The organism is Mycobacteroides chelonae CCUG 47445, assembly GCF_001632805.1.
Classification (GTDB): domain Bacteria; phylum Actinomycetota; class Actinomycetes; order Mycobacteriales; family Mycobacteriaceae; genus Mycobacterium; species Mycobacterium chelonae.
The window spans coordinates 3,670,669-3,691,992 of the sequence record NZ_CP007220.1 but is presented as its reverse complement, the minus strand read 5'-3'; the positions used below and the strand labels follow the sequence as shown (position 1 = coordinate 3,691,992).

The 21,324-nt window shown below is 64.3% G+C and carries 20 protein-coding genes; 17 read left to right on the top strand and 3 right to left on the bottom strand.

Features of this window, described 5'->3' with window-relative positions:
• The first annotated feature begins 56 nt into the window (after positions 1-56).
• Entirely contained in the window at positions 57-311 is a 255-nt protein-coding gene (locus BB28_RS18070) for a WhiB family transcriptional regulator (protein ID WP_030096897.1), read from the top strand.
• Between the two features lie 20 nt (positions 312-331).
• Here the strand turns inward: BB28_RS18070 and BB28_RS18065 are convergent, their stop codons facing one another.
• Positions 332-832 (bottom strand): metallopeptidase family protein, encoded by a 501-nt coding sequence (locus BB28_RS18065; protein ID WP_075874157.1) that lies wholly within the window; start codon positions 830-832, stop codon positions 332-334.
• Between the two features lie 152 nt (positions 833-984).
• On the opposite strand from BB28_RS18065, the gene BB28_RS18060 reads away from it, so the two are divergent.
• The 12 genes from BB28_RS18060 to BB28_RS18005 all read left to right on the top strand — a co-directional run bounded on the left by BB28_RS18060 (position 985) and on the right by BB28_RS18005 (position 12,439).
• Positions 985-1,395, top strand: coding sequence for a DUF3499 domain-containing protein (locus BB28_RS18060; protein ID WP_075874158.1), 411 nt, complete (start codon positions 985-987; stop codon positions 1,393-1,395).
• A 142-nt stretch (positions 1,396-1,537) separates the two neighbouring features.
• Positions 1,538-2,938 carry a phosphomannomutase/phosphoglucomutase gene (locus BB28_RS18055; protein ID WP_046254506.1) on the top strand — a complete coding sequence of 467 codons (1,401 nt, stop codon included), beginning with the start codon at positions 1,538-1,540 and terminating at the stop codon, positions 2,936-2,938.
• On the top strand, positions 2,938-4,005 hold the full coding sequence (locus BB28_RS18050) for a hypothetical protein (protein WP_046254505.1): 1,068 nt from the start codon (positions 2,938-2,940) through the stop codon (positions 4,003-4,005). The genes BB28_RS18055 and BB28_RS18050 overlap by 1 nt, the downstream gene beginning before the upstream one ends.
• A complete protein-coding gene (gene manA / locus BB28_RS18045; protein WP_046254504.1) occupies positions 4,002-5,219 on the top strand; it encodes a mannose-6-phosphate isomerase, class I in 1,218 nt (405 codons plus the stop codon). The genes BB28_RS18050 and manA overlap by 4 nt, the downstream gene beginning before the upstream one ends.
• Positions 5,220-5,263: 44 nt before the next feature.
• The gene (locus BB28_RS18040; RefSeq protein ID WP_046254503.1) at positions 5,264-6,187 is read left to right on the top strand and encodes a cation diffusion facilitator family transporter; all 924 of its coding nucleotides are present in this window, start codon (positions 5,264-5,266) and stop codon (positions 6,185-6,187) included.
• A gap of 53 nt (positions 6,188-6,240) precedes the next feature.
• Positions 6,241-7,716, top strand: a complete 1,476-nt coding sequence (locus BB28_RS18035; RefSeq protein ID WP_046254502.1) for an amino acid permease — start codon at positions 6,241-6,243, stop codon at positions 7,714-7,716.
• A 160-nt stretch (positions 7,717-7,876) separates the two neighbouring features.
• Complete coding sequence (locus BB28_RS18030; protein ID WP_046255951.1) at positions 7,877-9,106, top strand: alkane 1-monooxygenase; 1,230 nt, start codon at positions 7,877-7,879, stop codon at positions 9,104-9,106.
• Position 9,107: 1 nt separating this feature from the next.
• Positions 9,108-9,284: a rubredoxin gene (locus BB28_RS18025; RefSeq protein WP_030096906.1), complete on the top strand. Its 177-nt coding sequence runs from the start codon at positions 9,108-9,110 to the stop codon at positions 9,282-9,284.
• The gene (locus BB28_RS18020; RefSeq protein ID WP_030096907.1) at positions 9,281-9,469 is read left to right on the top strand and encodes a rubredoxin; all 189 of its coding nucleotides are present in this window, start codon (positions 9,281-9,283) and stop codon (positions 9,467-9,469) included. The genes BB28_RS18025 and BB28_RS18020 overlap by 4 nt, the downstream gene beginning before the upstream one ends.
• A 50-nt stretch (positions 9,470-9,519) precedes the next feature.
• Entirely contained in the window at positions 9,520-10,140 is a 621-nt protein-coding gene (locus BB28_RS18015; protein ID WP_075874180.1) for a TetR/AcrR family transcriptional regulator, read from the top strand.
• 131 nt (positions 10,141-10,271) lie between these two features.
• Positions 10,272-11,732: an adenosylhomocysteinase gene (ahcY, locus tag BB28_RS18010; RefSeq protein WP_030096909.1), complete on the top strand. Its 1,461-nt coding sequence runs from the start codon at positions 10,272-10,274 to the stop codon at positions 11,730-11,732.
• 68 nt (positions 11,733-11,800) lie between these two features.
• The gene (locus tag BB28_RS18005) at positions 11,801-12,439 is read left to right on the top strand and encodes a dTMP kinase (RefSeq protein WP_046254500.1); all 639 of its coding nucleotides are present in this window, start codon (positions 11,801-11,803) and stop codon (positions 12,437-12,439) included.
• A 62-nt stretch (positions 12,440-12,501) separates the two neighbouring features.
• Here the strand turns inward: BB28_RS18005 and BB28_RS18000 are convergent, their stop codons facing one another.
• Positions 12,502-13,224 carry an MgtC/SapB family protein gene (locus BB28_RS18000; RefSeq protein WP_046254499.1) on the bottom strand — a complete coding sequence of 241 codons (723 nt, stop codon included), beginning with the start codon at positions 13,222-13,224 and terminating at the stop codon, positions 12,502-12,504.
• Positions 13,225-13,510: 286 nt separating this feature from the next.
• Here BB28_RS18000 and BB28_RS17995 point away from each other — a divergent pair, with 286 nt between their 5' ends.
• From BB28_RS17995 to lpqB, 4 genes are read left to right on the top strand one after another with little or no spacing between them, the layout of a single operon-like run.
• Positions 13,511-15,043, top strand: coding sequence for an AMP-binding protein (locus BB28_RS17995; RefSeq protein ID WP_046255950.1), 1,533 nt, complete (start codon positions 13,511-13,513; stop codon positions 15,041-15,043).
• A gap of 57 nt (positions 15,044-15,100) precedes the next feature.
• Positions 15,101-15,787 carry a two-component system response regulator MtrA gene (gene mtrA, locus BB28_RS17990; protein ID WP_014850711.1) on the top strand — a complete coding sequence of 229 codons (687 nt, stop codon included), beginning with the start codon at positions 15,101-15,103 and terminating at the stop codon, positions 15,785-15,787.
• A complete protein-coding gene (mtrB, locus tag BB28_RS17985; RefSeq protein ID WP_046254498.1) occupies positions 15,784-17,511 on the top strand; it encodes an MtrAB system histidine kinase MtrB in 1,728 nt (575 codons plus the stop codon). The genes mtrA and mtrB overlap by 4 nt, the downstream gene beginning before the upstream one ends.
• The gene (gene lpqB / locus BB28_RS17980; protein WP_081252403.1) at positions 17,508-19,262 is read left to right on the top strand and encodes an MtrAB system accessory lipoprotein LpqB; all 1,755 of its coding nucleotides are present in this window, start codon (positions 17,508-17,510) and stop codon (positions 19,260-19,262) included. The genes mtrB and lpqB overlap by 4 nt, the downstream gene beginning before the upstream one ends.
• Here the strand turns inward: lpqB and BB28_RS17975 are convergent.
• A complete protein-coding gene (locus tag BB28_RS17975) occupies positions 19,259-21,208 on the bottom strand; it encodes an acyl-CoA dehydrogenase family protein (RefSeq protein WP_046254496.1) in 1,950 nt (649 codons plus the stop codon). The two genes, lpqB and BB28_RS17975, sit on opposite strands and share 4 nt — an antisense overlap.
• Positions 21,209-21,324 lie beyond the last annotated feature (116 nt).

Sequence of the window (21,324 nt, the reverse complement as noted above, 5' to 3'; positions counted from 1 at the left end):
CCGGCGTCGGCACGGGTGCGACGGGCTTGCCGCCCGCACGTCCGCATCTGACGTTGGTGCAGAACGATTTTGATGCGCTGATTGGTGTCGCTGATGATCAGTGGCAAGAGAAGGCGCTGTGCGCGCAGACCGATCCCGAGGCGTTCTTCCCTGAGAAGGGTGGGTCGACTCGCGAGGCCAAGCGCATCTGCCAGGGCTGCGAAGTCAAGGACGAGTGCCTTGAATACGCACTGGCCAACGACGAGCGGTTCGGTATCTGGGGCGGGTTGTCTGAGCGTGAGCGCCGCCGCCTGAAGCGGGGCATCATCTAACTCCGCGTTCGATCGGGCGGTTAGTCGCCCTCATCGGTGATGGTCGGGTCGATCACCGATGGTTCCACCCCCAGGTGGGTGGCAACCTGCGCCACCAGCAGATCGTGCAGGAGATCCGACAAATCCCCAGATTTCTTCGCGCGTAATTCGATCGGCTTGCGGAATAGGACAATTCGCGCCCGGGTGGTGTTACCCCGGGTGTCCACGCCGGCGGGAATGAGCCTTGCCAGCGGGATCGGTCCGTCAGCGATCACCTCCGGCGGCCATTGCACCGACTCGGGATCCTTGGGTTGGATGCGCGGAATCTCGTCCACCGCGACATCGAGACCCTCCAGCCGTGACTGCCACGCCCGCTCGATGGGTTCGTAGGCTTCCAGTACCGCCATATCGAAGCGCTCGGCGCGTGAGCGCCAGCCGGGAACAGTCGGCGGCAAGAGCGGGCCACGAAAATCACGCCCCCTTCGGGAGCCCTGCGAGCTCGACCCGCCCGCCGAGCCGCCGCGCCGTCCGTCACGTGCCATACGGGAAATGGTAACGGTGTGACTGCTGTGGCTGACGAATCACAACGAGCCGATCACCCCGGGGTCTCTGCCTGATCACCGGAGGGTCTCAGTGGGTTCACAGCGCGTGTCTGCGGGTCGGAACGTGTTTGCGCACGCTAGCCTCAACGTTTGTGAGAGCCCCCCGTCGCTGCTGTCGACCCGGGTGCCCGAGTTCCGCCGTGGCGACGTTGACGTTCGTCTATGCGGACTCGACGGCCGTGGTTGGGCCGCTGGCCACGTCCAGCGAGCCGCATTCGTGGGATCTGTGCGCGCAGCACGCGAGCCGGATTACCGCGCCCCGTGGCTGGGAGCTGGTCCGGTACAACGGCCCCCTGCCGTCGAATCCCGAGGATGACGACCTGGTTGCCCTGGCCGATGCGGTTCGGGAACCCACCGGAGTACGGATGGCTGCGGCGGGATTCAGCGAGCCCGCACTCGATATGGGAGCGCCCGCCACCTCGGCTGCTCCCCGGCCCGTGCATCCGGCCCCGGTCGGGCGGCGCCGCGGACATCTGCGGGTGCTGCCGGATCCGGCCGACTAGTTCTGATCAGGTGCTTTCGGCTTGGCCCCGTGACATTCTGTAGCCTCTCGCCGGACGTTCACGTTGGGCACTCGCCGACCACTAGGCTGGCCAGCGACACCTAACGTCCCTCGCTCGACAGATCAATAGGAGTGCTCTCGTCATGGCCCGGTCCGCCGACGCTGTCCACGCAGTCATCAAGGCGTACGACGTTCGTGGCCTCCTGGGCGAGCAGATCGACGAGTCATTCGTGTTCGACGTGGGTTCTTCGTTCGCGCGGCTGGTCAAGGCCGAGCAGGCCGACGCCGGCGCGTCATTGCGGATCGTGGTGGGCCGCGATATGCGGGACTCGTCGCCTCCGCTGGCTCAGGCGTTCACCGAGGGCGTCACCGCTCAGGGCGTCGATGTCGTGCAGATCGGACTGGCATCCACCGACCAGCTGTACTTCGCTTCGGGGCTATTGGACTGCCCGGGAGCCATGTTCACCGCCAGCCACAACCCGGCTGCGTACAACGGAATCAAGCTGTGCCGCGCCGGTGCCAAGCCCGTGGGCAAGGACACCGGCCTGGCCGTCATCAGCGAGGAGCTCATCAACGGCGTGCCGACGCACGATGGTCCGGCGGGCACTGTCACCGAGCGTGATGTGCTGGACGAGTACGGAGATTTTCTGCGGTCGCTGGTTCAGTTGAGCGAGGCGCGCCCGCTCCGGGTGGCGGTGGACGCCGGTAACGGTATGGGCGGGCACACCACGCCGGCAGTGTTGGGATCGATTCCATCGATCGCGATCGCGCCGTTGTACTTCGAGTTGGACGGCAACTTCCCCAACCACGAAGCCAACCCGCTCGACCCCGAGAACCTGCGCGATCTGCAGGCCTTCGTGGTGGCCGAGGGGGCCGACATCGGCCTCGCCTTCGATGGTGACGCCGACCGGTGCTTCGTCGTCGATGAGCGCGGACGTGCCGTATCTCCTTCCGCGGTAACCGCTTTGGTAGCGCGTCGAGAGCTGGAGCGTGAAATCGGCGGCACCATCATCCACAATCTGATTACCTCCCGCGCCGTCCCCGAGCTTGTCGTTGAGCACGGCGGAACGCCGGTGCGCTCTCGCGTCGGGCACTCGTTCATCAAGGCGTTGATGGCCGAGACGGGCGCGATCTTCGGCGGTGAGCATTCCGCGCACTACTACTTCCGGGACTTCTGGGGCGCCGACTCCGGGATGCTGGCGGCACTGCACGTGCTGGCAGCCCTGAGCGAGCAGGACCGGCCGCTCTCAGACCTCATGTCTGATTACGAGCGGTACGCGTCCTCCGGCGAGATCAACTTCCGCGTCTCGAATGCCAAGGCATGCGTCGATGAGGTGTTGAAGTCATTTGGCACACAGATAGTTTCGATCGACCATCTAGACGGTGTCACCGTCGACATCGGTACCGGAACGTGGTTCAACCTGCGGACGTCCAACACCGAGCCATTGCTGCGCCTCAACGTCGAGGCCCGCACCGACGAAGATGTGGCGGGTGTGGTCGCGCGCGTCACCGAGTTGGTCGACCGCACCGAGGCCGCGACCTGATGAAGGCCACCATCGATCTGGACGACGCCGAGGCGCTGTTGGCGGCCGACCGCGATGGTTCGCTGCAGGCCGCTTCGATGGCCGGCTCGCAGGTGCGGGCGGTTGGTACGGCCATCGCCGAGGGTGCCCTGGAGCCGCTTCACGTGGAGGACCGGTCGCGCGCGCTCGTGTGGGTCGCGGGCCGCGGCACCGCCGCAACGGCGGGAGCGGTTCTGGCCGGGGCGCTGTCGGACACGGCGAGTCTTCCGTTCGTCACCACCACCCGGGCTCCGGTGTGGGTGGGCCCGCTCGATGTCATGGTGGTCGCCGGCGACGATGCCGGTGATCCTGCCCTTACTGCTGCGGTGTCGGTGGGTACCCGTCGCGGTGCCCGGGTGGTCATCGCCGCACCCGATGAGGGCCCCTTGGCGGATTCCGGTGCTGGCCGGGCGATTTCACTGGCGCCCCGGTTGCGGGTGCCCGACACATTCAGTCTTGCTCACAACCTCGCTGTGGGGGCGGCAGTGCTAGGGGTGCTCGATAGGGCCATCGCGCCCGACGTCATGGCCATCGCCGATGAAGTGGACGGCGAGGTGTCCCGGAACACCGTGGGCCGGGAAATCTTCACCAACGCCGCCAAGGTGATCGCGACGCGATTGACCGGTGGACCCGCCGTGTTCTGCGGGGATCGGTCGGTCACCGTGGCGCTCGCGCAACACGCGGCGGCAACGCTGCTGCGGCTGACGCAGCGCACCGCCACCGCGTGCGGCCTTCCGCAAGCGTTGGCCGCGATGCGGGATGCGTTGTCGAGCAGGAGCTCTGGCGAAAGCTCACTGTTCCATGACGAGTTCATCGATGGTCCCCGCGGCGATGGTCCACCGCGGATACTTGCCCTTGCAACCGATAGCGACTTCCAATCGGTTGCGGCGCGGATCGATGGTGTCGATGAAGCGCAGCTGGTGAGTACCACCGATCTTGGTGACGTGGCGGCCCGACCGTCGGAGCTCGCGCAGCTGATGATGCTCGCGACGCGACTCGAAATGGCCTCGGTGTACGCCCGGCTTGGCGGGGGGAGATCCGGGCTGTGAATCTGCTCAGGGGGGCGATCCGGACGTACGCCTGGGGTTCGCGGACGGCGATCGCCGAGTTCACCGGACGCCCCACACCGACACCGCATCCGGAAGCCGAACTGTGGCTGGGTGCGCACCCAGCCGACCCGGCGTACCTGGAAACCGGTGGTGGCGCAGAGTCATTACTCGATGTGGTGGCCGCAGACCCGGCGGGGCAGTTGGGTCGGGCGTCGGTGGCGGAGTTCGGCGATCAATTGCCATTCCTGCTCAAGGTGTTGGCGGCGGACGAGCCGCTGTCCCTGCAGGCCCACCCCAGTGCGCAGCAGGCGGCAGACGGCTACGCGCGTGAAGAGGCGGCGGGTGTCCCACTCAACTCTCCGGTGCGTAATTATCGCGATCGCAATCACAAGCCCGAACTGGTTGTGGCGCTGGATCGTTTCGAGGCGCTGGCAGGCTTTCGCGACCCCGGTGACACCGTCGAACTCTTTCGCGCGCTCAATGTCGACGAGCTGACACCCTATGTGAATCTGTTGGCCGGACAGTCCGACGCCGACGGGCTGCGCGCCCTGTTCACCACCTGGATAACACTTCCGCAGCCCAGCCTGGATCTGTTGGTGCCTGCCGTGCTCGAGGGTGCCGTGCGTTATCTGTCGTCCGGCCACGAGCGTTTCACTGGCGAGGCGCGCACGCTTCTGGAGTTGGGTGAGCGGTATCCGGCGGATGCCGGAGTGCTTGCCTCGCTGTTGTTGAATCGGCTCACGCTGGAACCGGGGGAGGGGATCTACCTGCCCGCCGGAAATCTGCATGCGTACCTGCGCGGTTTGGCGGTCGAGATCATGGCCAATTCCGACAACGTGCTGCGCGGTGGGCTTACTCCCAAACACGTCGATGTACCCGAATTGCTTCGGGTGCTGGATTTTTCACCTGCCGCCGAAAAACACCTGCATGTTGAGACGGTCACCGACGCTGCGCAGACTCGGTACCTCACGCCCGCCAAGGAGTTCGCGTTGTCGCGATTCGATCTGGTGGATGGCGAACGCGCTCCGGTGGACGTGAAGGGACCGCGGATAGTGCTGTGCACGCGGGGCAGCGTGCGGTTGGACGGTGCGGGACCGGATCTCGACGTGCATGCGGGGCAGTCGGTCTGGATACCGGCCGACGGCGGAGATGTGACGCTGACCGGGCAGTCAGATGCCCGTGTATTCATGGCAACAGTCGACGCGGGCGCGTGACCGTCCGTCAGGACAATGCGAGCGCGGAACAGTAAGGAGAGTCGATGTCAGCAGGCGGCAGTAAGAGGGCGATCATCGCGGCGCTGGCGGCGAACGCGGGTATCGCGGTGGCCAAGTTCGTCGGCTTCCTGATCACCGGGAGTTCGTCGATGCTCGCCGAGTCCGTGCACTCGGTGGCGGACACCTCTAACCAGGGGCTGCTGCTCTACGGGCAGCGCGCCGCGAGTAAGGAAGCAGATCGACTGCACCCGTTCGGATATGGGCGTAGCCGATTCTTCTACTCGTTTGTGGTCGCGCTGGTGCTATTCACGCTCGGCTCGGTCTTCGCCCTCTATGAGGGCTATCACAAGATCCACGCTCCCGAGCATCTGCAGTCGCCCATTGTCGCGATTGTGATCCTGGCGTTGGCCATAGGTTTGGAGGGTTACAGCTTCCGTACCGCCTTTGTGGAATCCAAGCCGCTGAAGGGTAAAGCCAGCTGGTGGCAGTTCATCCGAAACTCCCGTAACCCCGAGCTTCCCGTCGTGCTGCTCGAAGACACCGGTGCCCTACTGGGGCTGGCCTTCGCGCTGTTCGGCGTCGGCATGACGATTCTCACGGGCGACCCCGTGTGGGATGGGATCGGCACCATGGCGATCGGTGTGCTGCTGGGCGTCATCGCGATTGTCTTGATGGTCGAGATGAAGAGCCTGCTGATCGGTGAAGGTGCGACCGCGACGCAGGAGCGCGCGATCCTGGACGCGCTGACCGGCACTGATCACGTCGAGCGGGTAATCCATTGCCGTACCCAGTATCTGGGTCCGGAGGAGCTTCTGGTCGCGGCCAAGATCGCGATCGCACCCGATGCGGATCTGCCATTGGTCGCCGCCACGATCGATGCCGCAGAGCGGCGGGTGCGCGAGGCGGTGCCGATCGCGCAGGTGATCTACCTCGAGCCCGATCTGGATCGTTCGGCCGTCAATTCTTAGCCGGGCGGTGTGATCAACCGTGGTGAGCACGGGGGTTGTGCAAGACTGCCGTAATGCCAGGTAGCGGATTGTGGCGAACCAAGTCTGTCGAACAGTCGATCGCGGATACCGACGAGCCGGAAACAAAGCTCCGTAGGGACCTAACGTGGTGGGATCTCACCGTTTTCGGGGTCTCTGTGGTCATCGGAGCCGGTATCTTCACCGTCACGGCGTCGACGGCCGCCAACGTCACCGGTCCGGCGATATCGCTGTCCTTCATCATGGCTGCGATCGGGTGTGGCCTGGCCGCGATGTGTTACGCGGAGTTCGCGTCGACCATTCCGGTTGCAGGCAGCGCCTATACGTTCTCCTATGCGACATTCGGTGAGTTCGCCGCCTGGATCCTGGGATGGGACCTCATCTTGGAGTTCTCGGTTGGTGCGGCCACCGTCGCGAAGGGCTGGTCGAGCTATCTGAGCACAGTATTTGGGTTATCGAGTGGCACAGTGCATCTCGGGTCGCTCAAGGTCGACTGGGGCGCGCTGCTCATCGTCTCGGTGTTGACGGTGCTACTGGCTGTCGGCACCAAGCTGTCTTCACGGGTGTCCCTCGTCATCACGACCGTCAAGGTCCTGGTGGTGCTGCTGGTGATCATCGTCGGCGCGTTCTTCATCAAGGCGGCCAACTACACACCGTTCGTTCCACCGGCGGAGGCGGGAAGTTCCAGCAGGACCGGTTTGGATCAGTCCCTGTTTTCGTTCATCGCCGGCGGTTCCGGAAGCCAGTACGGCTGGTTCGGGGTCCTGGCGGGCGCCTCGATCGTGTTCTTCGCGTTCATCGGGTTTGATGTCGTCGCCACCACCGCGGAGGAAACGCGGAACCCGCAAAAGGACGTGCCGCGCGGCATCATCGCCTCGCTCGTCATCGTCACCGTTCTGTACGTCGCGGTCACGGTGGTCCTCTCGGGGATGGTCAAGTACAGCGACCTGCGGGCAGCGGATTCGCATCCGAATCTATCCACGGCATTTCACCTCAACGGTGTCGACTGGGCTGCCAAGGTCATCGCCATCGGCGCGCTGGCCGGGCTGACCACGGTGGTGATGGTGCTGATGCTCGGACAGATCCGCGTCATCTTCGCGATGTGTCGTGATGGACTGCTGCCCCGCGAACTCGCCCGGACGGGATCGCACGGCACACCCATACGCATCACCCTCATCGTGGGCTTTCTTGTCGCGATAGCGGCGTCCCTCACCCCGATAGAGGGGCTGGAGGAGATCGTCAACGTCGGAACATTGTTCGCCTTTGTGCTGGTGTCGGCTGGCGTGATCGTGCTGCGGCGCTCCCGCCCCGACTTGCCCAGGAGCTTCCGCACACCGGGTGTGCCGTGGCTGCCCGTGGTCGCGATCCTGGCGTGCGGGTGGTTGATGCTCAATCTCGCCGTCCGCACCTGGATGTTCGCATTGGCCTGGATGGTCATCGGCGTGATCGTCTACTTCGCTTATAGCCGCAGGCACTCGGTGCTGGGGTTGCGGGTAGCCGTCGAGAAGTAGCGCGCTCCGCATCTCTCCTTGGGTCCACTGTGGGTGACGCGCACCACCAGGTACTTTACAAAACATACTCATTTGTCTAGACAAGCGACGAATCATGTCCTATCGTCAAATCTGTTCGGTGACGTACCTCACGCAGATATAGACCGAGGAGATAGTGACGATGACGTCAAACCTTGATGCAGCCCATGACCTGCCCGTCCAGTGGCGCGACCGCAAGCGCCACATGTGGCTGTACGGGATGATCCCGCCCACCGCGATCTTCATTGCGACGGCGCTGGTTTATGGGATGAACCAGCTCGGATGGCAGCAGTTCTCGCCGTTCTTCTTCTGGATCGGTCCACTGCTGGTGTACGTGATCCTGCCGCTGCTGGATCTGCGGTTCGGTGCCGACGGCGAGAACGCACCCGATGAGGTGATGGAGGCGCTGGAGAACGACAAGTACTACCGCTATTGCACGTACATCTTCATTCCCTTCCAGTACGCGAGCTTCTTCCTGGGGGCCTACTACTTCACCGCCACCGACCTGAGTTGGATCGGGTTCGACAATGGCATCAGCTGGATCTCCAAGCTGGGTATCGCCTTGTCGATTGGTGTTCTCGGCGGCGTCGGCATCAACACAGCCCACGAGATGGGGCACAAGAAAGACGAGCTGGAGCGCTGGCTCTCGAAGATCACACTGGCGCAGACCTTCTACGGCCACTTCTATATCGAGCACAACCGCGGACACCATGTGCGCGTTGCGACACCCGAGGATCCGGCCAGCTCGCGATTTGGCGAGACGTTCTGGGGATTCTGGCCGCGCAGCGTCTGGGGCAGCCTGAAGTCCTCGTGGAATCTGGAGGCTACCCGCATGAAGAGGCTGAACCGCTTCGTGCTGCACCCCAGCAACGATGTGGTGAACGCCTGGCTGATGACGGTGGTGTTGTTCGGGGTCACCATCGCCATCTTCGGCACCGCGGTTATCCCGTACCTGATCATTCAGGCCATCTACGGCTTCACCTTCCTGGAGACGGTGAACTACCTGGAGCACTACGGGCTGCTGCGGCAGAAGGCCGCCGGCGGGCGGTACGAGCGCTGCACCCCCAAGCACAGCTGGAACTCCGATCACCTGGTGACCAACATCTTCCTGTACCACCTGCAGCGGCACAGCGACCACCATGCCAACCCCACCCGGCGCTATCAGACTCTGCGCAGCATGGACGGTGCTCCGAACCTGCCCAGCGGCTACGCCACGATGCTGACACTGGCGTACTTCCCGCCCCTATGGCGCAAGGTCATGGATCAACGGGTACTGGATCACTACGACGGCGACATCACCAAGGTCAACATCCAGCCCAGCAAGCGCGCCAAGATTCTGGCCAAGTACGGCGTAACCGAACAGGCGGCCTGACATGTCCCAGTACCGTTGCCCCATATGTCAGTACGTGTACGACGAGAGCACGGGCGCCCCTCGCGAGGGGTTCCCGGCCGGGACGGCGTGGTCGGAGGTTCCCGACGACTGGTGCTGCCCCGACTGCGGAGTGCGCGAGAAGGTGGATTTTGAAGCCCTGCAAGGAGCGGAATCATGAGCGACGACGACTACAAGTTGTTCGAATGCATGCAGTGCGGATTTCAGTACGACGAGGCGCTGGGCTGGCCGGAGGACGGTATCGAGCCAGGCACTCGCTGGGATGACATCCCGGAGGACTGGAGTTGCCCGGACTGTGGCGCCGCCAAGGCCGACTTCGTGATGGTGGAGATCGCGCGGCCATGACATTGACCGAGTACACCGCGCCTGCCAGGCTCCACGGTGTGACGCCACGAGTGCCGTATGCCGAGGCCGCGCGGGCGCTGCTTCGCGAATCGGTTCTTGATGCGCTCGGAGACCTTCTGCGTCATCAGGATTGGTCGGCAGTGACGATGTCGGCGGTCGCCCGCCGGGCAGGAGTCAGCCGTCAGACGCTGTACAACGAGTTCGGTTCCCGGCAGGGGCTGGCTCAGGGATACGCGCTGCGTCTGGCCCTGCGTCTGGCCGACTCCGTGAACGACGCGATCTACGCCAACGTCGGTGATATTCATGGCGCGTTGCATCAGGGATTCGCGGCCTTCTTCGCCGAGAGTGCCGCAGACCCCATGGTCATCTCGCTGTTGACGGGCGAGGCCAAGCCCGAACTCATGCGCCTCGTGACGGTGGACAGTGCGCTGATCGTGCTGCCGGCGTCGGCGCGGCTCACCGAGTCGTTCGCGAACAGCTGGGTGGCGGCCAGTGAGGAAGACGCGGCCATCCTCGCAAGGTCGATTGTGCGGCTGGCGATTAGTTACGTGTCGATGCCGCCGGAATCGGATCATGATGTGGCGCTCGATATGGCGCGCCTGCTGTCCCCGTTCGTGGAAGCCAACGCGCTCACCGACAAGGCCCCCGCAAGCGGGACAGGCCCCCGGTGACCTGCGCATCCATAAATCTCGCTACCTGATCTAACTATCCGTTGCTTACACGCGCTAACCTGGTGACGGACCCGTGCGTGTCAGTTGAATTGACATGCAGGAATTATTCAAGCGACGCGATTGAGGTGGCGATGACCGAGCTGGTGGCCGACGTACGCAACGGCATTGATTACAAGGTGGCCGATCTTTCGGAGGCCGAGTTCGGCCGCAAGGAGATCCGTCTCGCCGAGCATGAGATGCCCGGCCTCATGGCACTGCGTCGTGAGTACGCGGATGTATTGCCGCTCAAGGGTGCTCGTATCTCGGGCTCGCTGCACATGACGATCCAGACTGCGGTGCTGATCGAGACGTTGACGGCCCTGGGCGCGGAGGTGCGCTGGGCCTCTTGCAATATCTTCTCCACCCAGGACCATGCGGCTGCGGCGATTGTCGTCGGCCCGCACGGCACCCCGGAGGAGCCCCAGGGCACCCCGGTCTTCGCCTGGAAGGGCGAGACGCTGGAGGAGTACTGGTGGGCTGCCGAGCAGATGCTCACCTGGCCGAACGAGCCGGCCAACATGATCCTCGACGACGGCGGCGATGCCACCATGCTGGTGCTGCGCGGTGCGCAGTTCGAGCAGGCCGGCGTGGTGCCCCCGGCGGACGACAATGACTCTGCCGAGTACAAGGTCTTCCTGAACCTGCTGCGTGAGCGGTTCGAGACCGACAAGGACAAGTGGACCAAGATCGCCGAGTCGGTCCAGGGCGTCACCGAGGAGACCACCACCGGCGTGCTGCGCCTGTACCAGTTCGCCGCTGCCGGCGAGCTGGCGTTCCCGGCCATCAACGTCAACGACTCGGTGACCAAGAGCAAGTTCGACAACAAGTACGGCACCCGGCACTCGCTGGTCGACGGCATCAACCGCGGCACCGACGTGCTCATCGGTGGCAAGAAGGTGCTGATCTGTGGCTACGGCGACGTCGGCAAGGGCTGCGCCGAGTCCCTCGCGGGGCAGGGCGCTCGTGTGCAGGTCACCGAGATCGACCCGATCAACGCGCTGCAGGCGCTCATGGACGGGTTCGACGTCGTGACCGTCGAGCAGGCCATCGGCAATGCCGACATCGTGGTGACGGCCACCGGCAACTACGACATCATCCTGCTGGACCACATGAAGGCCATGAAGGACCAGGCGATCCTGGGCAACATCGGCCACTTCGACAACGAGATCGACATGGCGGCCCTCGAGAAGTCCGGCGCCACCCGGCTCAACATCAAGCCGCAGGTGGACCTGTGGACCTTCGGGGACTCGGGCAAGTCGATCATCGTGCTGTCCGAGGGCCGTCTGCTTAACCTGGGTAACGCCACCGGCCACCCGTCGTTCGTGATGAGCAACAGCTTCTCCAACCAGGTGATCGCGCAGATCGAGCTGTGGACCAAGAACGACGAGTACGACAACGAGGTCTACCGGCTGGCCAAGCACCTGGACGAGAAGGTCGCGCGCATTCACGTCGAGGCTCTCGGCGGCACGCTGACCAAGCTCACGAAGGATCAGGCCGAGTACATCGGCGTCGACGTGGAAGGCCCGTACAAGCCGGAGCACTACCGCTACTGATTGTCTAGAAACTCGTACAAGGCCCTCGGCACTCCGGTGCCGGGGGCCTTTGCGTAGGCTGACCAGCCGTGGGCCAGCTGATTGCGATCGAGGGTGTCGACGGCGCGGGCAAGCGCACGCTTACCGCGGCGCTGACGAAGCGCTGCGGATTGCAGGGGTTATCCGTTGCGACGCTGGATTTTCCGCGTTACGGACGCTCGGTGCACGCCGACCTCGCGGCCGAGTCGCTCAAGGGCGGGCACGGCGATGTGGTGTCCTCCGCGTATGCGATGGGGCTGCTGTTCGCCCTCGATCGCCGCAGTGCGCTTGAAGAGTTGACGGGGCTGGTGCGCACTCATGATCTGGTGATATTGGATCGCTGGGTTGCGTCCAACGCCGCCTATGGCGCGGCGCGGCTGCATCAGGACGGCGACGGGGACATGGCGCGCTGGGTCTATGAGCTTGAGTACCAACGCTTTGGTCTGCCGCATCCCGACTGGCAGGTGTTCTTGAACGTCTCTCCGGAGCTTGCCCAGCAGCGGGCGCGCCACCGCGAGGAGCAGGAGAGTGCGCGCACCCGTGACACCTATGAGCGTGATGCGGATCTGCAGTCGCGGGTTTCCGCGGCGTATGCCGATTTGGCACAACGGAATTGGGGTGGCCCGTGGGCGATCACCGACGGCAGCGATCCGGATGCGCTCGCCGAGAAGCTCCTGCGCCGAGTGTGAAGATACGGCGGATATTCGGTCGAACTATCGCCATGGCTTCACACTCGACGGGGCGTAGGCCCTTACCACTCACTGGCTTCGGCCTCTTCCTCGCGATCGACATGCCAGCGCACCGATGAGACAGCGGGTTCCATGGACAACCGGCTCACCGCGGACTCCAGTAGCGAGTCGTTGCGTTCTTCGGCACTCAGTTTCGCCACCACGCGCACATGCTTGCCGTCTTCGACGTCATAGGACCGCACCGATTGCAGTGCGAATTCAGGCCTGCTGACGGCCTGCACGGTGAGTGCGCGGATATGCGCCTCGGTTTCGTCGGTGGTGGTGACCTCGAACAGATACTCGGCCGGTCGGGCCTCGCGACCGATGGCCGGTTGGCGATCCAGCAGATGCCCCAGCGGCCGCAGCAGCACGTTGGCCAGCACGATGGCGGCGGTGCCAACTATCGCGACGTCGTACATCCCGCCGCCGGCCAGCGCCCCCACGGCGGCGGTGGCCCACATGGTGGCGGCGGTATTCAGCCCGGTGATGGTGGCGCCCTGCTTCATGATCACACCGGCGCCGAGGAAACCGATACCTGAAACAATCTGTGCTGCAACGCGAGTCGGGTCGGCGCCGGGGCCATGGAAGCTGTAGCCGCCCATGATGACGAAGAGTGTCGCGCCCAGGCATACCAGCGCGTTGGTGCGCAGGCCGGCGTTCTTGGCGCGCCACTGCCGTTCGATCCCGATGACGCAACCCAGGCCAAATCCCAGGGCTACGCGGATGATGACATCCCAATGACTCATGATGGGTCCTGTTCTCTTGCAGTGGCTTCGAGGTGCACACAACGGTGTGGTGCAACAAGAGCGCCTTCGAGCGCGACCCTGATCTGCGTTAGAAGGCGCTGTGGATACTCGGAGGTTGACTATCGGACATAGTCGCGTCACCTCCTAAGCGTGTGCGCAAAGCGCGCATGAACCACTGCTGAACAAAGCGCCATCATTAAACACCCGTCCGCCGGTGACCGGCAAGGCGTCCGTGTGCTTCGTGGATATGCGCGCCACATTGGGAGCGGGGCGGCAGGATTGGTGCGTGTTCTTCGATCTGAGTGTGCGAGATTTCCTGGACCGTGCGGAGCTGGTCTATCCCGACCGCGTCGGGGTAGTCGACGAGCCGGTGCAACCGGCGACCTCCTGGGGCGCGGTGACCTACCGGCAGCTTGCCGAGCGGGCGCGTGGGCAAGCCGCGGCACTTGACGGTCTGGGCGTCGGGCCCGGGGAGCGGGTCGCGATTGTCTCGCAGAACAGTGCGCGACTGCTCACCTCGTTCTTCGGAGTTTCCGGGTGGGGGCGCATCCTGGTACCCGTCAACTTTCGGTTGGCTCCCGCTGAGATCGAGTACATCGTCGAGCACTCACGGGCTTCGGTACTGATAGTGGACCCGGAGGTGCGTGGGCTGCTCGACACCGTGCGCGCCACCCATAACTTCGTGCTGGGAGAGGATGACGCCGCGATATTCGGTGAAATCGGTTCACCGCAGGGGGCCGATCCGAGGCCCTGGTCGTGCACCGAATCAGACACCGCCACTTTGAATTACACCTCAGGAACCACCAGCCGTCCCAAAGGTGTGCAACTCACGCATCGCAACATCTGGATCAACGCAGTCGTTTTCGGGTTGCACGCCACCCTGCGTGACGACGATGTACTGCTGCATACGTTGCCGATGTTCCACTGCAACGGGTGGGGGTGGCCGTATGCGGCGACCGGAATGGGTGGCCGGCATATCGTGCTGCGCAAGGTCGACGGTGACGAGATCTTGCGGCGTATCGCAGAGCATGGGGTCACCGTGATGTGCGCGGCACCAACGGTCGTCGATTCTGTGCTGGACGCCGCGGCCCGTTGGCAGGGGCCCATCCCCGGCCGGGACCGGGTTCGGATCATCGTCGCGGGTGCGCCACCCCCGACGCGCACCATCGAGCGGGTGCGTGCCGAACTCGGCTGGGAGTTCATCCAGATATACGGGCTCACCGAGACCGCACCGCTCATCACGATGAATCGCTTTCGGTCCGAGTGGGCCGATCTCGACGACCACCAGCAGGCTCGCATGCTGGGCCGCGCGGGAGCCCCGGCGATAGGTGTGCGGGTATCGATCGCCGAGGACGGTGAGGTGCTCACCCAGTCGAACACGAATCTTGATGGCTACTGGGATCAGCCAGAGGCGACCACGGAAGCGTTGGCGGGCAATTGGTTTCATACCGGTGATCGCGGATCGATGTCCGACGGGTACCTGAGCATCTCGGACCGCAAGAAGGACATCATCATTACCGGCGGCGAGAACGTGTCCTCCATCGAAGTGGAAGATGCGCTGATATCTCATCCCGGAGTCCGGGAGGCTGCCGTCGTCGGAGTGCCCGACGACAAATGGGGCGAGTTGGTTACCGCGGTCGTGGTGATCTCGGTGACAGATCCGGGGATAGATCCACCCACCGGCCCGGATCTCATCGCGCACTGCCGGGAGAATCTGGCCGGGTACAAATGCCCCAAACGTGTCGAGTTTGTCGATTCTCTGCCCAGAACCGCGACCGGGAAGATTCAGAAGTTCAGGATCCGCCAGCAGCTCGCGTGAGACTAGTTCGCAACTCGCCCCTTTGGTACCCCGGTTTTGTCACGATCTAGTGACACGATGGGCTCTATGAGGCAAAGGATCCTTGTTGTCGACGATGACGCGTCATTGGCAGAGATGCTCACCATCGTGTTGCGCGGGGAGGGCTTCGAGACGGCAGTGGTGAGCGACGGTACTCAGGCGCTCACCGCGGTCCGTGAGCTGCGCCCCGATCTGGTTCTGTTGGATCTCATGCTGCCCGGGATGAATGGCATCGACGTATGCCGGGTGCTGCGTTCCGATTCCGGTGTGCCGATCGTCATGCTGACCGCCAAGACCGACACCGTCGATGTGGTGCTCGGCCTGGAGTCGGGTGCCGACGACTACATCATGAAGCCATTCAAGCCCAAGGAGCTCGTCGCACGTATTCGTGCCCGGTTGCGGCGCAACGACGACGAGCCCGCCGAGCTGCTGAACATCGCGGGCATCGACATCGATGTTCCCGCGCACAAGGTGACGCGTGAGGGCGAGCAGATCTCCCTGACCCCGCTGGAGTTCGACCTACTGGTGGCGCTGGCACGCAAACCGCGCCAGGTGTTTACTCGTGATGTGCTGCTCGAACAGGTGTGGGGCTACCGTCACCCGGCCGATACCCGGCTGGTGAACGTCCACGTGCAGCGGCTGCGGGCGAAGGTCGAGAAGGACCCCGAAAATCCGACCGTGGTGTTGACCGTTCGAGGAGTGGGATATAAGGCCGGACCCCCGTGATCTTCAGCTCGAAGCGGCGCATTCAGCGGCGATCGGCACCACTGGTACGCGGACTGAAGGCACTGAGTCGAGCGGTCGGGTTTACCTGGCGCCGTTCCCTGCAGGTGCGGGTGGTGGTGTCCAATTTGGCGCTGTCCTCCCTCGTCATCCTGATTCTGGGATTCGTCCTCACCAGCCAGGTGACCGACCGCATCCTGGAATCGAAGATTCGGGTCGCGACCGAAGAGATGGAGCGGGCTCGCGTCATCGTCAGCGATGACGTCGGTGGCGAGGAGACACGGTCGCTGCAGAGCAGCCTGGAATTGGCCCGCAACCAGCTGCTGAACGGCAGCAAGGGATCCGAAGGCGGCGGCGCCGGAGCGTTCGATGCGGTCCTTCTGGTGCCTGGCGATGGTCCCCGCGAGGCGACGTCGGCGGGCCCCGCCACTCAGATCCCCGGCCCGCTGCGCGAATTCGTCAAGGCCGGCCAGGTCAGCTACCAGTACTCGATGGTGCACACCGAGAGCTTCTCCGGGAAGGCTCTGGTCATCGGCTCGCCGACCACGTCGAAGGTCACCGCGCTCGAGCTGTACCTGGTCTTCCCGCTGTCGAACGAGGAAAGCACGATTTCGCTGGTGCGCGGCACCATCGTCACCGGCGGGGTGGTGCTGCTGGTGCTGTTGGCGGCGGCCGCGCTGCTGGTCGCGCGCCAGGTGGTGCTGCCGGTGCGGTCGGCCTCGCGCATTGCCGAGCGATTCGCCGAGGGACATCTGTCCGAACGTATGCCGGTGCGCGGTGTCGACGACATGGCACGGCTTGCGGTGTCGTTCAACGACATGGCCGAAAGTCTCTCGCGGGAGATCACCCAGCTGGAAGAGTTCGGAAACCTGCAGCGCCGCTTCACCTCTGACGTCAGCCACGAACTGCGTACGCCATTGACCACGGTGCGCATGGCGGCCGATCTCATCTACGACAACCGTGAGGAGCTCGACCCGGCGCTGCAGCGTTCTGCCGAACTGATGGTCAACGAGCTCGACCGGTTCGAGACGCTGCTGAGTGACCTGCTGGAAATCTCGCGGCACGATGCCGGCGTGGCCGAGCTCGCCGTGGAACAGGTGGATCTGCGCGACACCGTCAAGACCGTGGTGGCTTCGGTCAAGCACCTGGCGGACGAGTTGGACACCGAAGTAGAGCTCGACATGCCCGACAGCGAGATCATCGCCGAGGTGGATCCCCGTCGGGTGGAGCGGATTCTGCGCAACCTTGTCGCCAACGCGATCGACCACAGCGAGCACAAGCCCGTCACCATCCGGATGGCCGCCGATATCGACAGCGTCGCCGTCACCGTGCGCGATCGCGGAGTTGGCCTGCGCCCCGGTGAGGAAAAGCTGGTGTTCAACAGGTTCTGGCGTGCCGACCCATCGCGCAAGCGTCACTCGGGCGGCACCGGGCTGGGGTTGGCGATCAGCGTCGAGGACGCCCGGTTGCATCAGGGTCGCCTGGAGGCGTGGGGCGAACCGGGCAACGGGGCGCTTTTCCGGTTGACGGTGCCGTTGGTCCGTGGGCACAAGGTGACCACGAGCCCGCTTCCGTTGAACCCGACGAGCCGCCCGAGTGTCGGTGCGCGCCGGCCGGTTTCGCGGGGAACTCAGCCGGGGGAACGGGGAATCCAGCCGGGGGAGCAGGAGACCACACCAATGCGTACCTCGGGTGCCAAGGCCGACCACGTGCGGGAGTCGTCCTGATGCGCCGCCGGGTAGCCGCGGTGCTGACCGTGGTGGCACTCGGGCTCACCGGCTGTGCCGGAGTACCGTCCTCGTCCTCGCCGCAGGCCATCGGCACGGTGCAACGGCCATTGCCGCCAGGGATGCCGGCACCCACTCCGGGGATGGAACCCGAGACGGTGCTGCGCGAATTCTTGAAGGCGACCGCAGACCCCTCGAACAGGCATCGCGCGGCGCGCCAGTTCCTCACCGAATCCAGTTCGCGGACGTGGGATGACGCGGGCGATGCGGTGCTGATCGAGTCGCCGTCATTCGCCGACCAGCGCGGCGTCGACCGGTGGACGATCAATGTGCGCGCCAACAAGTTGGGCACGCTGTCCGACATCGGGGTTTTCGAGATGCACCAGGGTGATGTTCAGGATCCCCAGTTCACGCTGGTGAAGGCCAATGGCGAATGGCGGATCGATTCGTTGCCCAACGGGGTATTCCTTGACTGGGGTCAGTTTCAGTCCACCTATCGCCGGTACACGGTGTACTTCGCCGACCCGGCGGGTCGCACGGTCGTGCCCGACCCGCGCTATGTGGCGGTCAACGATCCCGATCTGCTGGCCACCGAGCTCGTGTACAAGCTGCTGTCCGGCCCGCGCCCGGAGCTGGTGGGGGCGGTGCGCAACCACCTGAGCGGTCTGCGGTTGCGCGGCCCGCTGACCCGTGTCGACGGCAGCAGGGTGGACGTGGGACGCGGATACGGCGGCGTGCGCGTGGAGCTGGAGGGCAACCTCACGCCCGATCAGCGGACCCGCCAGTTCCTTGCCGCGCAGGTGATTTGGACGCTCTCGCGGGCCGGTATCGCCGGGCCGTACGTCTTGCAGGTCAACGGTGCTCCCCTGGACGAGCAGTTCGCGGAGGGCTGGAGCACCCAGAACGTCGCGTCGACCGACCCCGGCGCATCGGAGGGTGCGGGGGTGGGCCTCTACGGGTTGTTGAACGGGTCCATGGTGACGGTCGACCGTGATGCTGCGGTGCCGGTGCGCGGATCGTTTGGCCAAGTGGGAAACCAGGTTTCGGCTGCACTCTCACGCAGTGGGCGTCAGATTGCCTCGGTTATCCGGGTGCAGGGCGGAGATGATCCGCAGATGTCGCTCTGGGTGGGCGCCAACGGTGCCAACGGCAGCGAGGCGGTCGGCGGTAAGACGCTGACCCGCCCGACCTGGGCGCTCGACGACGCGGTGTGGACGGTGATCGACGGCGGCCGGGTCGTTCGGATAATCCAGGAAGCCACCACATCGATGGTGGCGGTGCTGCCTGTCGAATCATCCGCGGTGGCGGAGAAGTACAAGGGCCCCATCAGCGAATTGGCCTTGTCCCGCGATGGCACGCGCGCCGCGATGATCATCGATGGCCAGGTGATCCTGGCGACGGTGATACAGACCGACAGCGGCGACTACGCCCTGGCACATCCGCGTCGGTTGGGCTATGGCCTCGGGAACTCCGCGGTATCGCTGGCCTGGCGCACCGGCGACGACATCGCGGTGGCCCGCAACGACGGTTCACATCCGGTGGCGAATGTGAACCTCGACGGAGTGAACTCAGATCTGAACGATCAGAATCTCCTGACACCGGTCTCGACGATCGCGGCCTCGCCGGCGGCGATCTATATCGCCGATGCGCGGGGCGTGCTGCAGCTGACGGGATTGGGTACCCCCGAAGTGCGATGGATCGAGGTACGTCCGCTCATGCTGCCGCAAGCGATTCCGGTGCTGACGGGCTAGTTGTCGGGGATCATCTCCGTGGCGAGCAGCGCCTCGGGAATTCCGAAAGCATCGACCAGTGTGCTCAGATGCGGGCGCAGCTCCTCGCACAGTTGATTGACACCGCGCCTGATGGCCTTCGCGCGTTCGGTCGAGACATGCCGGTGCATCAGGAACCATGACAGGTCCGCTTCGAGCGTGCTGTAGACAAACAGATCGCACAGCTTCTCCAATAGTTCCTGTGCGGACTTGCTGTCGCAGCTGTCGATCGCTTCGATGAAGGCTTCCAGCACCACCCGTTCGGTGTGGGCCGAGCCCACTTTGAGGATGTGGTCCTGTGCGGAGTTGAAGACCTCGAAGGGGTCTTCATCATCAGATTGGGCACGCTGCATCCGGGTGGCCGCGGTGCGCAGCAGGTGATCTTCGCGATTGCGCAGCAGTCGCAGCTGGGTGCCCCTGTTGCTCAAATCGGATTCCTCGACGTCCTCGTCGGAAGAGTCCAGGATGGTCTGGATTACCTGCCGGGCCGCGGAGCGTTCCAGGATCACGTCGCGGGCCATGCCTGCGATAAACCGGGTCCAGCCCACAGCATTGAGACCACGCACATCCTCGGCGTAGGCCGACAGGAGTTCCTTGGCCACCAGTTGGGTGAGCACGGTGTTATCGCCTTCGAAGGTGGTGAACACGTCGATATCGCGGCGCAGAATGGTGAGCTGGTTGGCATCGAGATAGCCGGCCCCACCGCACGCCTCGCGGCACACGGTGATGGTGTTCTGGGCGTGCCAGCTGGTCATCGCCTTCAAACCCGCTGCGGCACTTTCCAGCTGGCGCTGCCGGTCCGCGTCCACCTCGTCGGCGGTCTGCACCTCGTGCAGTTCCTCGGTGAGCTCGTTCTGCGCGAATGCCAGTGCGTACGACCGGGCGATCAGGGGCAGTAGCTTGCGCTGATGCACCAGATAGTCGGCGATGATCACCTCGTCGTCGCTGTCCGGCGTGTCAAACTGCTTGCGTACCAGGGCATACCGCGATGCGATGGTCAGCGCCTTGCGGGCCGCCGCACCGGAGGTCGCGGCGACGCTGACCCGTCCGCGGATGAGTGTGCCCAGCATGGTGAAGAATCGCTTGTTCTCATTCTCGATGGGCGAGGTGTAGGAGCCGTCGGCGTTGACGTCCGCATATTTGTTGAGCAGGTTGGCGCGAGGCACCCGCACGTTGTCGAACACAATGCGCCCGTTGTCGACTCCGGCGAGGCCGCCTTTGTATCCGCAGTCGCTGGTGGTGATGCCGGGCAGATCATTGCCCGCCGCGTCCCGGATGGGTACCACGAAGCAATGCACTCCCCGGCCGGATGCCTCTTCGCCAGGCCCGCCGGTGACGAGCTGAGCGAAAACCGCGGCCACGGTGGCGTGCTCCGCGGCGCCACCAATGTAGTCCTTACGTGCCAGCGAGCCCTCCGAGTTCAGAACGAAGTCGCCGGTCTGGTTGTCGTAGGTGGCGACGGTCTGCAGGGCCTGAACGTTGGAACCATGGCCGGTCTCGGTCATGCCGAAACATCCGAGTACGTCCAGATTGATCAGCGGTACTACGTACTGCTTGTGATGAGTTGCGGTGCCGAGGTTTTCGATGGCACCGCCGAACAAGCCCCATTGCACGCCGGCCTTGACCATGAGTGACAGATCCGCGTAGCCGAGCATCTCGATGCCGACGATCGCGGCTCCGACATCGCCGGTACCTCCGTGTTCCTTGCGGAATCCCGCGTGCGGCAAGCCATGTGGAACCAGCTCGCGCAAGATGCGCAGTGAACGCGTCCGAGCCTCCTCGAGTGTCAGTGAGGGATCAGGTAGCAGATCGGCGCGGTTCAGGTACTCGCGGGCGGCATCACGTATCGGGCCGAATCGGCCGTCGAGCGCAACGCGCAGATTCGAGGTGAGGACTTCGGGATCGGCAGGTGCTGTCCGGGTCTCCATATGTCCGAGCCTAGTCAGATCGATCCGACGGCTTGGCGTTCTATGGCAAACCATTTGCTTATACCGACCAGTGGTCTAACATACCGACCAGCGGTCTATTTGGGCAGTGTGAAAGG

Bases quoted from the DNA above. Each gene is read 5' to 3' on its own strand.
- BB28_RS18065 (WP_075874157.1), bottom strand. From the start codon at position 832: ATGGCACGTGACGGACGGCGCGGCGGCTCGGCGGGCGGGTCGAGCTCG.
- BB28_RS18055 (WP_046254506.1), top strand. From the start codon at position 1,538: ATGGCCCGGTCCGCCGACGCTGTCCACGCAGTCATCAAGGCGTACGAC.
- BB28_RS18050 (WP_046254505.1), top strand. From the start codon at position 2,938: ATGAAGGCCACCATCGATCTGGACGACGCCGAGGCGCTGTTGGCGGCC.
- BB28_RS18040 (WP_046254503.1), top strand. From the start codon at position 5,264: ATGTCAGCAGGCGGCAGTAAGAGGGCGATCATCGCGGCGCTGGCGGCG.
- BB28_RS18035 (WP_046254502.1), top strand. From the start codon at position 6,241: ATGCCAGGTAGCGGATTGTGGCGAACCAAGTCTGTCGAACAGTCGATC.
- BB28_RS18030 (WP_046255951.1), top strand. From the start codon at position 7,877: ATGACGTCAAACCTTGATGCAGCCCATGACCTGCCCGTCCAGTGGCGC.
- BB28_RS18025 (WP_030096906.1), top strand. From the start codon at position 9,108: ATGTCCCAGTACCGTTGCCCCATATGTCAGTACGTGTACGACGAGAGC.
- BB28_RS18020 (WP_030096907.1), top strand. From the start codon at position 9,281: ATGAGCGACGACGACTACAAGTTGTTCGAATGCATGCAGTGCGGATTT.
- ahcY (WP_030096909.1), top strand. From the start codon at position 10,272: ATGACCGAGCTGGTGGCCGACGTACGCAACGGCATTGATTACAAGGTG.
- BB28_RS18000 (WP_046254499.1), bottom strand. From the start codon at position 13,224: ATGAGTCATTGGGATGTCATCATCCGCGTAGCCCTGGGATTTGGCCTG.
- mtrA (WP_014850711.1), top strand. From the start codon at position 15,101: ATGGGCTCTATGAGGCAAAGGATCCTTGTTGTCGACGATGACGCGTCA.
- BB28_RS17975 (WP_046254496.1), bottom strand. From the start codon at position 21,208: ATGGAGACCCGGACAGCACCTGCCGATCCCGAAGTCCTCACCTCGAAT.